General features: G+C 65.9%; 15 protein-coding genes. 7 read left to right on the top strand and 8 right to left on the bottom strand.

Annotated features, from left to right (window positions below; translation table 11 throughout):
* Positions 1 to 8: 8 nt before the first annotated feature.
* Positions 9 to 1,226, bottom strand: coding sequence for a multidrug efflux RND transporter periplasmic adaptor subunit CeoA (gene ceoA, locus FFI87_RS18380; RefSeq protein WP_138849571.1), 1,218 nt, complete (start codon positions 1,224 to 1,226; stop codon positions 9 to 11).
* 31 nt (positions 1,227 to 1,257) lie between these two features.
* Complete coding sequence (locus FFI87_RS18375) at positions 1,258 to 2,118, bottom strand: alpha/beta hydrolase (protein WP_006750355.1); 861 nt, start codon at positions 2,116 to 2,118, stop codon at positions 1,258 to 1,260.
* Between the two features lie 170 nt (positions 2,119 to 2,288).
* Here FFI87_RS18375 and ceoR point away from each other — a divergent pair, with 170 nt between their 5' ends.
* The gene (gene ceoR / locus FFI87_RS18370) at positions 2,289 to 3,293 is read left to right on the top strand and encodes a putative multidrug efflux transcriptional regulator CeoR (RefSeq protein ID WP_006750356.1); all 1,005 of its coding nucleotides are present in this window, start codon (positions 2,289 to 2,291) and stop codon (positions 3,291 to 3,293) included.
* A 53-nt stretch (positions 3,294 to 3,346) separates the two neighbouring features.
* Here the strand turns inward: ceoR and FFI87_RS18365 are convergent, their stop codons facing one another.
* From FFI87_RS18365 to FFI87_RS18355, 3 genes are all read right to left on the bottom strand, one after another.
* Positions 3,347 to 4,027 carry a hypothetical protein gene (locus FFI87_RS18365; RefSeq protein ID WP_138849572.1) on the bottom strand — a complete coding sequence of 227 codons (681 nt, stop codon included), beginning with the start codon at positions 4,025 to 4,027 and terminating at the stop codon, positions 3,347 to 3,349.
* A gap of 63 nt (positions 4,028 to 4,090) precedes the next feature.
* Positions 4,091 to 4,291, bottom strand: coding sequence for a hypothetical protein (locus tag FFI87_RS18360; RefSeq protein WP_138849573.1), 201 nt, complete (start codon positions 4,289 to 4,291; stop codon positions 4,091 to 4,093).
* Positions 4,263 to 4,580, bottom strand: coding sequence for an H-NS family nucleoid-associated regulatory protein (locus FFI87_RS18355; protein WP_012366913.1), 318 nt, complete (start codon positions 4,578 to 4,580; stop codon positions 4,263 to 4,265). The genes FFI87_RS18360 and FFI87_RS18355 overlap by 29 nt, the downstream gene beginning before the upstream one ends.
* 252 nt (positions 4,581 to 4,832) lie before the next feature.
* Between FFI87_RS18355 and FFI87_RS18350 the strand changes: the two genes are divergently transcribed.
* The 4 genes from FFI87_RS18350 (at position 4,833) to FFI87_RS18335 (ending at position 8,212) form a co-directional block, all read left to right on the top strand.
* The gene (locus FFI87_RS18350; RefSeq protein ID WP_138849574.1) at positions 4,833 to 5,519 is read left to right on the top strand and encodes a response regulator transcription factor; all 687 of its coding nucleotides are present in this window, start codon (positions 4,833 to 4,835) and stop codon (positions 5,517 to 5,519) included.
* Between the two features lie 320 nt (positions 5,520 to 5,839).
* On the top strand, positions 5,840 to 6,136 hold the full coding sequence (locus FFI87_RS18345) for a DUF4148 domain-containing protein (RefSeq protein WP_011659660.1): 297 nt from the start codon (positions 5,840 to 5,842) through the stop codon (positions 6,134 to 6,136).
* Between the two features lie 776 nt (positions 6,137 to 6,912).
* Positions 6,913 to 7,440, top strand: a complete 528-nt coding sequence (locus FFI87_RS18340) for a M35 family metallo-endopeptidase (RefSeq protein WP_186381745.1) — start codon at positions 6,913 to 6,915, stop codon at positions 7,438 to 7,440.
* Between the two features lie 13 nt (positions 7,441 to 7,453).
* Entirely contained in the window at positions 7,454 to 8,212 is a 759-nt protein-coding gene (locus FFI87_RS18335; RefSeq protein WP_138849576.1) for a hypothetical protein, read from the top strand.
* A 111-nt stretch (positions 8,213 to 8,323) separates the two neighbouring features.
* On the opposite strand, the gene FFI87_RS18330 is transcribed toward FFI87_RS18335, so the two are convergent.
* Positions 8,324 to 9,403: a purine-nucleoside phosphorylase gene (locus tag FFI87_RS18330; protein WP_011659661.1), complete on the bottom strand. Its 1,080-nt coding sequence runs from the start codon at positions 9,401 to 9,403 to the stop codon at positions 8,324 to 8,326.
* A 152-nt stretch (positions 9,404 to 9,555) separates the two neighbouring features.
* On the opposite strand from FFI87_RS18330, the gene FFI87_RS18325 reads away from it, so the two are divergent.
* Positions 9,556 to 9,831 (top strand): hypothetical protein, encoded by a 276-nt coding sequence (locus FFI87_RS18325; protein ID WP_138849577.1) that lies wholly within the window; start codon positions 9,556 to 9,558, stop codon positions 9,829 to 9,831.
* Here the strand turns inward: FFI87_RS18325 and selD are convergent.
* Positions 9,811 to 10,875 carry a selenide, water dikinase SelD gene (gene selD, locus FFI87_RS18320; protein WP_138849578.1) on the bottom strand — a complete coding sequence of 355 codons (1,065 nt, stop codon included), beginning with the start codon at positions 10,873 to 10,875 and terminating at the stop codon, positions 9,811 to 9,813. The two genes, FFI87_RS18325 and selD, sit on opposite strands and share 21 nt — an antisense overlap.
* A 108-nt stretch (positions 10,876 to 10,983) precedes the next feature.
* On the opposite strand from selD, the gene FFI87_RS18315 reads away from it, so the two are divergent.
* Positions 10,984 to 11,820, top strand: a complete 837-nt coding sequence (locus FFI87_RS18315) for a DMT family transporter (protein WP_138849579.1) — start codon at positions 10,984 to 10,986, stop codon at positions 11,818 to 11,820.
* Between the two features lie 222 nt (positions 11,821 to 12,042).
* On the opposite strand, the gene FFI87_RS18310 is transcribed toward FFI87_RS18315, so the two are convergent.
* Entirely contained in the window at positions 12,043 to 13,551 is a 1,509-nt protein-coding gene (locus FFI87_RS18310; protein WP_012366918.1) for a PLP-dependent aminotransferase family protein, read from the bottom strand.
* Between the last annotated feature and the right edge of the window lie 72 nt (positions 13,552 to 13,623).

The following is a 13,623-nucleotide window of genomic DNA, read 5'->3' as shown; positions in this document are numbered from 1 at the left end:
CGGGCCGCTTACGAATCCGCCTTCGCCGGTGCGGCCGCCTTCGCGGTACTCGCGAGCGGCGCGGACGGCGCATCGCCGCCCGTCATCGGGACCATGTGCGGCTTCACCTGCTCGCCGGGTCGTACGCGCTGCGTGCCGTTCACGATCACGCGGTCGCCGGCGGAAAGCCCGCTCACGATGACGCGCCGGTTGCCGTGCTGCATCCCCTGCTGCACTTCGCGATACGACACGCGGCCCTGCTGGTCGACGACGAACACGAACTTCTTGTCCTGGTCCGTGTTGATCGCCGCGTCGTCGACGAGCAGCGCCTGGTGCGGCGCGCTGCCGCCCACCTTCACGCGCGCGTAGAGGCCGGGCACGAGCGCACCGTCCGCATTGTCGAAGCGCGCACGCACGCGGATCGTCCCGGACGACGTGTCGAGCCGGTTGTCGACCGAATCGATCTCGCCGCTGCGCGAGTAGCCGGTTTCGTTCGCGAGACCGAGCTCGACCGGCACCTTGCGGCCGTTGCGCGCGCCGTTGATGTATTGCAGGTAGGTCTGCTCGTCCGCGTCGAACGATGCGTAGATCGGCGACACCGACACCAGCGTCGTCAGCGGCGCGGCCGACGCACCGGCCGACACGACGTTGCCGAGCGTGATTTCCGCGCGCGACACGCGGCCCGAGACCGGTGCCGTGATCCGCGTATAGCCGAGGTTGATGCGTGCCGTTTCGAGCGCGGCTTCGGCGGCCTTCAGGTTCGCGCTCGCCTCGCGCGCGGCGTTTTGCTTCTCGTCGTAGTCGCGCTTGGCGATCGCGTTGTCACCGATCAGCCGCTGCGCGCGCTGCCAGTCGCTCTGCGCGTAGCCGTTGCGGGCCTGCGCACCGGCGAGCTGTGCCGCGGCACGGTCGACTTCCGCCTGGTACGGACGCGGATCGATCACGAACAGCACGTCGCCTTTCTTCACGAGCGCGCCGTCCTTGAAGTTCACCGCGACGATCGTGCCCGACACCTGCGGGCGCACGTCGACTTTCTCGACCGCCTCGAGGCGGCCCGAATAGCTTTGCCAGTCGGTGACGGTCTGCGGCACGACGGTCGCGACATCGACTTCGGGCAGCGGCGCCGCCGCCTTTTCGGGCGCGTTCGCGTTCACGCGCATCGCGCCGAACGTGCCGAGGCCGACGACGGCGAGCGTCACGATCGCCGCGGTGGCGATTCGGGAACGGGAGGTGCGTAGGATGGCCATGTGGATCTCCAGTAAGCGTGGATTGGTCTGGTTATTCGGAACGGTTCGGCTGGCGCGCCTGGAAGCGGCACTGGAAGAAGCGCACGGCTTCCTCGAGCGCGGCTTCGTGCGTCGCGAGCGCCGCGTGCGTGACGTCCGGGTAGCGGATCACCTGCGTGAGCACGCCCGATGAAATCAGGCAGCCCGCATATTTCTCCGCTTCGACGTGCAGCACGTCGTTCTGCGCGGTGACGACGAGCGTCGGCGGCAGGCCCGCGAGGCGCACCGATTCGAGCGGCGCCGCATACGGATGCATGCGCTGCGCCGCCTGCGGCAGATAGGCGCGATAACAGGCCGCGCATTCGCGCGCGGTGATGTCGGATGACAGGCGTTCGGCGTCGCCGATGCGCGTCATGCTCGGGTCGAGCATCGGCCCGAACAGCGCCTGCGCGGCGATCGACACTTCGCCGCGATCGCGCGCGATGAACGTCAGACAGTTCGCGAGCTGGCCGCCCGCGTCGTGGCCCGCGACGCCGATCTTCTTCGGGTTGCCGCCGAACGCGCGGGCGCGGGTCGCGGCCCACACGGCGGCGCGATACGCATCCTCCGGCGCGGCCGGAAAGGGAAAGGCCGGCGCGAGCGAATAATCGACCGACACTACGAGAGCTGGTAAGCGTTCTGCTAAAAAGCGCGCAGCGAAATCGGCGTCGTCGAGCGAGCCGCGCACGAAACCGCCGCCGTGGAAGTAAAGCACTACCGGCAGTCCGGTCTTGTCCGCGCGCCGATAAAGGCGCAGCGAGATGTCCTGCGCGTAGCCGGGGATTTCCACCTCCGCGACCGTCAGTGCCGCGCCGGCTCTGGCTTCGGCGGGCAATGCGGCTTTCAGGAATTTGCTGAATTCAGAAGCGTCCATGACGATGCAGGATCCATTTCGAGATGGAACGAATTCTGGGTCCGGCAGACATCGGGATAAATGCCTATAATCCGGCAACACAATTCAACACCCCCGAACAATCCCAGGCTGCGTTTACCCACGAGGTAGCGCAGCCTTGTTGTTCCGGTCATAAGATTGCGGAGGTTGTGATGGACCGGCTTCAGGCCATGCAGGTGTTTACTCGCGTCGTCGATACAAGCAGCTTCACCAAGGCAGCAGAAACGCTCGGCCTGCCGCGGGCGTCCGTCACGACGATCATCCAGAATCTGGAAGCTTTCCTCGGCGTGCGCCTGATGCACCGGACCACGCGCCGGCTGTCGCTCACGCCGGACGGCGCCGCGTACTACGAAAGGTGCGTGCGGATCCTCGCCGATGTCGAGGAAACCGAAGCGAGCTTCCAGGCGAACAATCGCAAGCCGCACGGAAAGTTGCGTATCGACATGCCGGGCTCGATCGGACGGCTGCTCGTGATCCCGTCCCTATGCGAATTCCATACGCGCTATCCGGACATCGATCTGCAGCTCGGCCTGTCCGACCGGCCGGTCGACCTGCTGCAGGAAGGCGTCGACTGCGTGATCCGCGTCGGTGCGCTGCAGGACTCGTCGCTCGTCGCGCGCCGCGTCGGCCTGTTCGAATGCGTTTCGGTCGCGGCGCCCGCGTATCTGGAGAAGTACGGCGAACCGCAGACGATCGAGGACCTGAGCGATCACAAGGCCGTCAATTACTTCTCGAGCCGCACGGGCCGCACGATCGACTGGACGTTCCTGACCGACGGCAAGGAAGTCGAGGTCAAGATGAACGCGATCGTGTCGGTCAACGACGCCGACGCGTACGTGACCTGCGGGCTCGAAGGCTTCGGGCTGATCCAGCCGCCGCTGTTCATGGTGCTGCCGCACCTGCGCGACGGCCGGCTCAAGGAAGTGCTGCCCGGCCTGAAGCCGCTGCCGATGCCGATCTCGGTCGTGTATCCGCACAGCCGGCACCTGTCGCCGAAGGTGCGCGTGTTCGTCGACTGGATCGCCGAAGTGTTCGACCGCTGCCCGCTGCTGAGCGGCAAGGGCAGCCTCGACGCGACGTGCAGCAAGCGCACGTTCGAGGAAGCCGAGCGCGCGCCGGTGCTCGACACGCCGGTCATCAACGAGTGGGTCGCGTAAAGAGCAACGGTGGGGCAAGCGCTCCGCTTGCCCTCTACGCTTCATCCGCGCGCTCACCGGCCTGACGAGCGCGCGGCGCGGCCGGACCGCCTCACGACCCGCGCGAGCGCCCTCGCCGCGCCGACGCGTTGCCCGCGCACCTGCCGTCCACAGTGACGTTCGACCACGCCGATCTGGCTGCTGAGGAACGCAATGGTCTGCTCGATCCCGCCGCGCACGCTCGGGTGGCATCGAGCCAGAAGCTGGTATTCCGCCATCAGCGTGCGCGCGAGTTGCCGCCGGCGCTGCACCAGCGCCTGGACATGCTGCAGTTGCGGGTCGGCAAGCGGCTCGGCAAACCGGGCGCTCGACGGCTCGTCATCGAGCATGCACGCCAGTTCCGTCATCATGCGCGCATGGGCCCCTTTCCCCTCGAGCGGCAAGTCCAGCGAGCGTGCGATAAACGCGCGGGCCTGATGCAGGTGAACGACCGCCACCGGCAAGCGTGCCGCCTGCAGCGCGCACGCCGCTTCGCACTCGTAGCCGCCGGCCGATTCCACCACCACCAGCGTCGGTGACCACTCGGCAATCGCATCGGTCAACGATTCGATGCCGAACGTCTCGTTCCGGTAGCCGAACACGAGTCGCATCGACGAAGCGCACACTTCGATGATCTCGCGCGTCACGCCGACGCCGACACAAATGCGCTCGGGCATGAGGTCCCCACCGCCCGGCTGGTTCACGTCGCCGATCATCGACGCCCCCTTCCCGTGCGCCGGGAGCAGCAACCGGGGTGACCATTGCGAGAACTGATATAATTAAACCGTAAACTCGAATGGAACCGGTTCCATTTTCGCTTCGGTTCCGTCGATCGTGCGGCCGTTCTCCGCCACCGTGCGTTGGATTGCCGACGATTCGCGGCCGCATCGACCCGGCAAGCGGCGCGGGCACCCTCGATGGCCATTCGATGTTTTTTTATCGACTTCACGATCAGGATTCCTCATCTTCAGGTGGTTCATGCGATTCCGAGTCGATCAGAAACCGGTCTCGATCCTGACCGCGCAACCATACCGGTTCCCGCCCCACTCCCGACCAGGACTGCCCCGTTTCCGGGTTGAAGTATTTCACCCGTCGCCGCTTCCCCGGCGCACCGCTCTGGGCGGGAAACACGTCCTTGACGCCAAATCCGAATTCCTCGATGCACTGCCGGATTTCGAGCAACACCATGGTCGCAATCGCGAGTCGCTCCCGAACCAGTTGCTCCTCGAGCAGCGCCTTCTTTTCCATGAACGACTTGTACACCAGCATGACCATCCTCCCCGAGCAACTCCTCCAGAATCCGATTGATTTGGATTACTAAAATGCTACGACACTCGATCCGAAGCTTCCATGTTCATGGCTGCCGCGTTCAGAATTGTTGACAATTCCCCGAATCGGACCCATGCGAACATGCCCCGCGGATCGCCGGCCGACATCCGGCGCCAAGCTGGGCGCGAATCCGCGCTATCCGCGTTGCGTCCGCCTCGATATCACCACACGCGACAAATAGGTGCACCCACCATGCACGTTCTATATCTCGAGGACGACACGACGTATGTCGAACTCATCAATTCGATACTGGGAGAGGCGGGACACAGCGTGCATTCCGTCGCCAACGGCCATGAGGCGATCCGCCATCTCGAACGCACGGTCGTCGATCTGCTGATCCTGGACTGGGAGGTACCGGGCCTGTCCGGATTCGAAGTGCTCAAATGGGCACGCGAACGGATCGGCGGCACGCTGCCGATCCTGTTCCTGACGATCCGCGCGCACGAAAACGAGGTTTTTTCCGCGATCACGGCGGGCGCCGACGACTACATGATCAAGCCGATCAATCATTTCGAATTGCTGGCGCGCATCAACGCATTGCTGCGCCGCGCCTATCAGGGCGGCGATATCCAGCAGGACGTACTGGACATCGGCATCTACCGGATCGATACGAAGGCGCGCGAGATATGGGTGAACGGCACCCCGGTGAAGCTGACGCCGCGCGAATTCGAACTCGCCGTCCTGCTGTTTCGCCATTTCGGCCGGATCATGCCTCGCGAAGCGCTGATCCGTTCGCTATGGGGACGCGACATGGCCGGCGCGTCCCGCAGCCTCGACACGCACATCTACCGACTGCGCACGAAACTCGCGCTCCAGCCGTCGAACGGCGTGCGTCTCAGCGCGGTCTACACGCTCGGCTACCGGATCGAAGCGGTCTGACGCGCGAGCATTCGATGCGCGGCACAGAAGAGACCTTTGCGCCGGCAAGGACAATCGCATCAGCCAACGCGCGATACGCGTCGCGCCGCTGTCGCCCTTGCGGCATGGGGCCGCGGCGCGGTTCGCCGCCCTGATGGCCGTGTGGAATGCGATTGTTCCGCGCTGACGACAATTCAATTCGCGGCTGTGCCATTTATCGCAACCGAGCGGACACCTAGAGTAAACCCTGTCGCGCACCTCGTTGCGCATCGAACAGCCCCGTTTGACGGGACCGGAGCCAGCGCCCGCGCGCCAACTCCGACCAACACAGGAGTTACGTCATGAACCGCCGCCATCTTCTCTCCGCGCTCGCCCTCGCACTCGCCGTGTCCGCACCGGCCTTCGCCGATACGAACACCCCGCAAGCCGGCGACTACGGCAACGCGTCGTCGTACACGCAACACAACAATGGTCCGCGCACCCGCGCCGAAGTCAGCGCGGAAGTCGCGCAGGCACGCCGCGACGGCACGCTGGCCTGGCTGCGCAAGGCGAATTCGTATCCGCAAGGGCTCGAACTCGCGCAAGGCCCGTATCGCTCGATGCCGGAAAGCAACCAGCTCGCTGGCGGGGGCCGGTAAACGTGCAACGCCGCGCAGCGGATGATCCGGTGCGCGGCGTCGTGACATCGCTGTCGAACACGCGATGAGTCAGTCAATTAGTTAGTCAGTTGCAGGAGCCTGTGATGAACGATCAACTTCCTTCGCCGCTCGATCATTGGGACGACACCACGCCGGTCTGGACGCCGTTCCGTTCGGCGCCGCGGTCGTCGCACTGATCGCCACGTCGACGTCTCGCTGATGCCGTCGTGCTGCCGTCAACGGCGCGGCACGCCGTCACGCCACTCGCCCCAGTGCGTGACGATGTCCTGTGCCAGAGGCAATGTCGCCGGCCAGTACGGCGTATCGTGCGTTAGTTGCAGCAATGGGCGTAGCGACACAATTGGCAACGTTCTCCGAAGTAAATCCGGTGGACGAGTCGCATCAGGGACGGTCACATCGATTGACACCGGCCAATAACTCTGGCGCGTCGCGCTCGCCATCATTCCCGATGTTCCATTGGCCGCCGTGGCCCAAGCTGTTTCAATCCCGATCGTCACGCCGGTTGAGCAGGCGCAAGAACAGGTGTGCGCCACAAGAAACCGCGGCCTTTCCCACCTCTCCTTCACACTTCCCAATATTTGTTCGTTCCGTCGACCGCAATTGGGTGCATCGTCGGTCCGCTTCGGGCACTTAGCATCGGCACTCCAAATGATGTCCCTATGGAGCGTGCCTATGAATGCGTCGCCACAGCTTGATGTATCGCTCGACGAACCGCCAATCTGCCGAACATGACGGATTCTGCGTTCAGGAAACGGATGCTTGAATTGCGGGACGAAGCCGTCGAGATCACACTGCAACGGCACCGGGAACTGATGCGATGGAATCCGGCCACCGAAGCTCGAGTCGTCGAGTGGTTCGGCTCGGCAAACATGGATACACGACGCAAACTCACGACGGGGCTCGACGCCCTTGCCAGAGTAATGGCTCGCCTCGGCCCAAGGAATTTCGTCCGCGTCGGTTCCAATGCCGACCGGGCAACAGAATGTCTGCCGAACATGGAAAATGTCGACATCGAGGTTGCGCATGTCTGTCGCCCCGACACTGCAACTCATACGATCGCCATCAATCTCCCGTTCTGCTCGCTACCAGAGCGATCGGCTGGAAACCTCTCCTCGCAGCAACTAACGATTGTTCACGAATGCGCCCATTTTGCGGACACCTTCGACGCCGGGGACCACCCGGCGGCATACGGTCGCCGGGCCTGCGCCCAGTTCGCCAAACGCTATCCGGGCATGGCAATCGGCAACGCGGACAACATCGCGTGGTTCATTCTGGCGCGGTGAACTGGAGCGACCGATGAGATATGCCCTCGCCGTCATACTCGGCGCCTTCCTGTCACTTCCGATCCAGGCCGATGCATGCAAGGTCTTGTTGACCGACAGCATGGAACTGCCACTGAATTCGGCCGAGATAGCCAATAGCGACAGGCTCGCCGTCGCCAGGCACTACCTGACCGCCCGAGAATGGACTCGCGAAGGGGCGACGGCCTCGATCGACGCGGCCGCCTACGATTGGGAAAACCGGCCCAAGCAGCTCGCGCGACAACGCGGTGCGCAGATGAAAGCCTTTCTCGTGCAACTCGGCATGTCGCCCGATGACATTTATGTCGACGAGCGAATCGTATCTGGCAGGAACGGCAGGCTCGATCCCGACGACAAAAAGCAGCTTTGGATCCAGTTCGTTCCGAAATGCCCGCCAGCAGGCTGTCAATATCTCTGCAACTCGGCAGGTACACCGGGTGTCGCGAGTCATGCACTGACACCCGCGACGCCCGGGCCTGAGCCTCACTCGATCCGCTTTTCGTGCGGCGACATCCGAGAGCCCGCACCGGCACGTTTTGTGACGATGGAACGCTGGACCGCACGCACACGCAATCAGACGTTGCTTTTTCATGATCGAGACCGGAAGCCGTTGATGCACACCTGCTACCGGATCAGCACCAGTGCAACGCAATACATCGGCATGACGGACGAGCACGGCGAAACGGCGACCATGCAGTTATTGGGCCCCGAATACACGCGCATCGAACTCAAGCTGGCCCAACCCGCGCCGTGATCCTCAGCACGGTTCCCACAAGCCTCAATCCGATCGCTCCGGGCAATATCGACGCGCCCGGAGCCCCGCTATGCGTGGATGACGGAATAACTTCGGCGCGTCGCCACACCGTTACCGGCGCGGCACGCCGTCACGCCACTCGCCCCAGTGCGTGACGATGTCCTGGACGAGCGGATTGCCCGCGCGGTACAGGTTCTCGGTCGCCGGCGCGAAGCCGCCCTGGTCCGCGTAGTTCAGCAGGTTGTCCGCGCTCGTCTGCCCCGCATACGGCCGGTCGAAGTCGGACCCCGTGCGCAACACCGCGACGCGCGACAGGTCGACCCGCTTCACGCTCGCCGCACGCTTGAGCGCTTCAAACGTCGCGTTGTCTTCCTGCGCGGTCATGCAGTAGGTGCCCTTGCCGTCGGTCAGGATCTTCGTCCACTGACGCGCGCGCTCGCCGATCAGCGTGCCCGAGAACCACGTGTTGCCCGATGACGTGTCGCACTGGATCACCGTCGGCGGCCGGTTCGCCGGCGCATACGTGAACTTCGCGCGCGCGGCCTGGGCCTGCGCGCTGTCGGCGAGCACGACGTTGCGCGACAGCGCATACGCGGCATCGGTCAGCTGCGGGTTGAGCTGGAACACTTCGGTGCGGTAGTCGAGCGGCGGCTTGTCGTTCGGACTCTTCGTGTTGATGCCGAGAAAGCCCGTGTTCCAGCCGGCCGGAATCTCGCGCGCATCGAGCTCCCACTGCAGGCTGAAATCCACCAGGTATTTCGACCATGCGGCAGAGCCGACGGTGCCTTGTGCGGGGTCGACGCCCGCGATGCCCGAGATCAGGAAATACGTGCGGCGCAGGTCGAAGCGCTGCGAGAACGTGAGCGCCATGATCGTCGCCGACGCATTCGCATAGCCCATGCCGGTCGTGACCACGCACACGTCCTGCTTGTTGCAGTGGACGTTCGGATAGTCGGGCGACAGGCCCGGCACGGCGATGTCGCGCCACGGGCCGATACGGTCGAGCCACGCCTGACCCTCCGGACCGAACATCGTGATGATCATGACCTTGACCGGGCGGCCCTGTGCACCGGTCTCGGCGAATGCGGCGTTGCCCGCGTTGTTGCCGGGGTTGTCCTGCGCGATCGACGGCGCGGTCGCACAGGCCGCGAGCGAGAATGCGGCAGCGGAAAGGATGGAGCGAGTCAGCATCGGCGTTCCTTGTTTCGGGATGTTGGGTGAGAACGACTGTCGGAGACTGCGCGACGAGTATAGAACGCGCGTGCGCGATGCGGAACCCGACTACGAAACGGCGGGCGGTGCGGTGGTGTCGGTGCCACGCGGGTGCCACGCGGGTGCCACGCATGACGGCCATCGTCGGAATTCGCGCGCGATTGCGCTGCAACCGGAGTCCGCTGCGCGAAACAACGTCAGGAATACTATGCGTTTTATCGACACGCCGGCCGTGCTCGCACAACCGCCACGCCAAGCAGCGCAACGGGCCCGACCGACAGCGCGATCGTCAGCCCGAACAGGAAATCGTTCACCGGTCCTCGATGCCTTCGACGGAAGGCATCGATTCTAACCACGTCAAAATGATCCGCGGCGTGAATGCGGCGTCAGGCAACGTCGACGCGTGAAGGCCCGTCCACCATCTCGCCGATCACGGCCGCGCGGTCGAAGCCGTCGGCGCGGAAGCATGCGAGGACTTCGTCGACCGCTTCCGGCGCACACGCGACCAGCAGCCCGCCCGATGTCTGCGGATCGGTCAGCAGCGCCTGCGCGACGGGCGGCAGCCCGTCGGCGAGCCGGACGTCGGTGCCGTACGCGGCCCAGTTGCGGCCCGACGCACCGGTGAACACGCCGTCGGCGACGAACGCCTCGACGCCCGCGAGCCACGGCAGCGACGCATAGTGCACGCGTGCGGTGAGGTTCGCGCCGCGGGCGAGCTCGAGCGTGTGGCCCAGCAGCCCGAAGCCCGTGACGTCGGTCAGCGCATGCACGCCCGGCAGCGCGGCGAGCTCGGCGCCCGGCCGGTTCAGCTTGGTGGTGGTGGCGACCATCTGCGCGTAGCCCGCGGCATCGAGCTGGTTCTTCTTCAGCGCGGCCGACAGCACGCCGACGCCGAGCGGCTTGCCGAGCACGAGCACGTCGCCCGCGCGCGCGGCCGCGTTGCGCTTCACGCGCGACGGATGCACGACGCCGATCGCCGCGAGTCCGTAGATCGGCTCGACCGAATCGATCGAATGGCCGCCCGCGACCGGAATGCCGGCCTCCGCGCACACCGATTCACCGCCGCGCAGGATCGCCGCGATCGTCTCGTGCGGCAGCACGTTGATCGGCATCCCGACCAGCGCGAGCGCGAGAATCGGCTTGCCGCCCATCGCGTAGACGTCCGACAGCGCGTTGGTCGCCGCGATGCGGCCGAAGTCGAACGGATCGTCGACGATCGGCATGAAGAAGTCGGTCGTCGCGACGATCGCCTGCTCGTCGTTCAACCGGTAGACGGCCGCGTCGTCGGAGGTCTCGGTGCCGACCAGCAGATCCGGAAACAGCGCCGGCGGCGTCGCCCGCTTCAACAGCTCGGACAGCACGCCCGGCGCGATCTTGCAGCCGCAGCCGCCCCCGTGCGACAGGCTCGTGAGGCGCGGAACGGCGGGCGGGGTAAGGGTGGCTTCGGTCATCGTCGGCATCCGGTGAATAACAACGTTCCATTATCGACAATTCCGCGCGAGCGCGCCCGATACCCACATAATTGACGGCGCCCGCCGCTCCCGCCCCCATCTTCGTTCATGGATCACCTCTTCATCGGCCTCGTGCTGTGCTCCGCGCTGCTGCACGCGATCTGGAATGCGTTCCTGCACGTCAGCGAGGACCGGCTCGTGCAGCTCGGCACGATGTCGCTGCCGTATCTCGCATTCGGCGCGGCCGGCGCCGCGCTGCTGCCCGCGCCGGCGCCCGCCGCGTGGCCGTACATCGCCGCGTCGGCCGCGCTCGAGGTCGCATACTGTTTCACGCTCGCGCGTGCGTACCGCAACGGCGAGTTCGGCCAGATCTATCCGATCGCGCGCGGTATCTCGCCGCTGCTCGTGTCGGTGCTCGCGCTGGCGGCGCTGCACGAGCAGCCGACCCCGTTCGGCTTCGCGGGTATCGCGCTGGTGTCGTTCGGCATCATGTCGCTCGCGCTGCGGCGCGGCTTCAGGTTCTCCGGGGAAGGCGTGCCGTATGCGCTGCTCACCGGCGTGTTCATCGCCGCGTATTCGATCTGCGACGGGATCGGCTCGCGAGTTTCGGGCAGCGCGCTCGGCTACATCGCGTGGGTGTACCTGCTGTGGAGCGGGCCGCAGCTCGTGCTGGTCTGCGCGGTGCGCGGCGGCCCGCGCGCGGTGCTCGGTTCGCGCACCGCGCTCACGCAGGGCGCGATCGCCGGTACGATCTCGCTCGCCGCGTACGGAATCGTGATCCTCGCGTACCGGCACCTGCCGGTCGCGACCGTGTCGGCGCTGCGCGAGACGAGCTCGATCTTCGCGGTCGCGATCGGCTGGTTCGTGATGCGCGAGCGGCCCGGCGCGCAGCGGCTCGCCGCATGCGCGCTGGTGGTCGCGGGCGCGGCGCTGATCCGGCTTTGAAGTGGGGACCAACGGACCCGCATGACGCTGCCGGGCCCATCGAACCGGCTCCGCACCAATCAGCGGATCGGCAGTCGACACGCGGCGTGACTCATCATGCCCGAAAACGGTTCGGCGGCCGTCGCGAAACGCGCTGGCCGCATCGCGCGCCGCCGCACACGAATATTCTCCGCACTGCGGAGAGCATGATTCGGCCCGGCGGCGGCGCGACTGTGCATCCCCTCACACCGTCGCCACGATCTCGCCGAACGCCCGCTCGTCGATCGCCTGGGCGAGCGTCGCGAACGCAGTCGCGATCTCTTCCTCCGGCACGCATGCATAGCCGAGCAGCAAGCCCGACGCCGCGCGTTCGCGTTCCGCGTAATAGCCGGACAGCGGCCGCACGACGATATTGCGTTCGAGCGCGGCCTGCGCGACCGCGCGATCGTCGACCCCGTCCGGCAGCCGCGTGACGAGATGCAGCCCCGCGTCGCTGCCGAGTGCGTGCAGCGTATCGCCATAGCGACGCGCGACCGCATCGAGCAGCACCTCGCGGCGCTGCCCGTACAGCGTGCGCATCTTGCGGATATGCGACACGAAGTGCCCTTCCGCGATGAACTCGGCGAGCACGGCCTGCTGCAGCAGTTGACCCTCGCGGTACAGCTCGGCGCTCGCGGTCGCAAAGCTTTCCGCGAGCGGCTCCGGTGCGACCAGATAGCCGACCCGCAGCCCCGGGAACAGCGTCTTGCCGAAACTGCCGACGTAGATCACCTGCCCGGCCGTATCGAGCCCCTGCAGCGACGCGAGCGGCCGGCTGCCGTAGCGGAATTCGCTGTCGTAGTCGTCCTCGATGATCCAGCAGCCGTGCTGGCGCGCGTATTCGAGCAGCATCCGCCGCCGCGCGAGGCTCATCACCATCCCGAGCGGATACTGGTGCGACGGCGTGACGAGCATCAGCTTCGGCGGCTCGGCCAGATCGGCGGCCGATGGCGCGATCCCCTCGTCGTCGACCGGAATCGGCCGCGTGGTCAGTCCCGACACGTTCAGCACGCTGCGCACGCCCCAGTAGCACGGATCCTCGGTCCAGATGGCGTCGCCCGGATCGGTCAGGAGCCGCACCGCGAGGTCGATCGACTGGTGGATGCCGGTCGTGATCACGATCTGCTCGGGCGTGCAGCGCACCGAGCGCGACGTGCGCAGGTAGTCGGCCAGCGCCTCGCGCAACAGCGCAAGCCCGCCGCCCGGCGCGTAGGTCAGCAGGTCCGGGCGCAGGCGTCGCCAGTACTTGTTGTGCAGCCGCGTCCACACGCGCGCCGGAAAGCGCGACACATCGGGCACGCCCGGCATGAACGCGCCGCCCTGGCGCTTCGACACGCCCGCGCCTTCGACGAGCCGCGTGCCGCGCACCGACAGCCGCCGCGCCGACGATGGCACCAGCGCCGGGCCCGCGGCCGGATCGGGCGGCGCGCCGACGATTTCGTCGGGCGCGCTGTCGGCGACGAAGGTGCCGCGCCCCGTGGCCGAGTTCACATAGCCTTCGAGCGCAAGCTGTTCGTAAACCTGCGTGACCGTGTTGCGAGCGATCCCGAGCTCGGCCGCGAGCAGCCGCGACGACGGCACGCGCGTGCCGGCCGGCAGTTCGCGCGACAGGATCGCCTGCTGCAGCAGCCGATGCAGCTGTCGGTAGATCGGCTGTTCGCCGCCGCGCACGAGGCGCTGCGCCAGCCAGTCCGACAACACGCTTGCACGCATGATTGGCTCCTGATTATTTATTGAAATGGCTCTGATTGTCAGAGCCAAATGTGATTATAGTCGCCTCCATGG

The organism is Burkholderia sp. KBS0801, from assembly GCF_005937855.2.
Classification (GTDB): Bacteria; Pseudomonadota; Gammaproteobacteria; order Burkholderiales; family Burkholderiaceae; genus Burkholderia; species Burkholderia ambifaria.
This window is presented reverse-complemented; position numbering and strand designations above follow the sequence as displayed.

Bases quoted from the DNA above. Each gene is read 5' to 3' on its own strand.
- ceoA (WP_138849571.1), bottom strand. From the start codon at position 1,226: ATGGCCATCCTACGCACCTCCCGTTCCCGAATCGCCACCGCGGCGATC.
- FFI87_RS18375 (WP_006750355.1), bottom strand. From the start codon at position 2,118: ATGGACGCTTCTGAATTCAGCAAATTCCTGAAAGCCGCATTGCCCGCC.
- ceoR (WP_006750356.1), top strand. From the start codon at position 2,289: ATGGACCGGCTTCAGGCCATGCAGGTGTTTACTCGCGTCGTCGATACA.
- FFI87_RS18365 (WP_138849572.1), bottom strand. From the start codon at position 4,027: ATGATCGGCGACGTGAACCAGCCGGGCGGTGGGGACCTCATGCCCGAG.
- FFI87_RS18360 (WP_138849573.1), bottom strand. From the start codon at position 4,291: ATGAACCACCTGAAGATGAGGAATCCTGATCGTGAAGTCGATAAAAAA.
- FFI87_RS18355 (WP_012366913.1), bottom strand. From the start codon at position 4,580: ATGCTGGTGTACAAGTCGTTCATGGAAAAGAAGGCGCTGCTCGAGGAG.
- FFI87_RS18350 (WP_138849574.1), top strand. From the start codon at position 4,833: ATGCACGTTCTATATCTCGAGGACGACACGACGTATGTCGAACTCATC.
- FFI87_RS18345 (WP_011659660.1), top strand. From the start codon at position 5,840: ATGAACCGCCGCCATCTTCTCTCCGCGCTCGCCCTCGCACTCGCCGTG.
- FFI87_RS18340 (WP_186381745.1), top strand. From the start codon at position 6,913: ATGCTTGAATTGCGGGACGAAGCCGTCGAGATCACACTGCAACGGCAC.
- FFI87_RS18335 (WP_138849576.1), top strand. From the start codon at position 7,454: ATGAGATATGCCCTCGCCGTCATACTCGGCGCCTTCCTGTCACTTCCG.
- FFI87_RS18330 (WP_011659661.1), bottom strand. From the start codon at position 9,403: ATGCTGACTCGCTCCATCCTTTCCGCTGCCGCATTCTCGCTCGCGGCC.
- FFI87_RS18325 (WP_138849577.1), top strand. From the start codon at position 9,556: ATGACGGCCATCGTCGGAATTCGCGCGCGATTGCGCTGCAACCGGAGT.
- selD (WP_138849578.1), bottom strand. From the start codon at position 10,875: ATGACCGAAGCCACCCTTACCCCGCCCGCCGTTCCGCGCCTCACGAGC.
- FFI87_RS18315 (WP_138849579.1), top strand. From the start codon at position 10,984: ATGGATCACCTCTTCATCGGCCTCGTGCTGTGCTCCGCGCTGCTGCAC.
- FFI87_RS18310 (WP_012366918.1), bottom strand. From the start codon at position 13,551: ATGCGTGCAAGCGTGTTGTCGGACTGGCTGGCGCAGCGCCTCGTGCGC.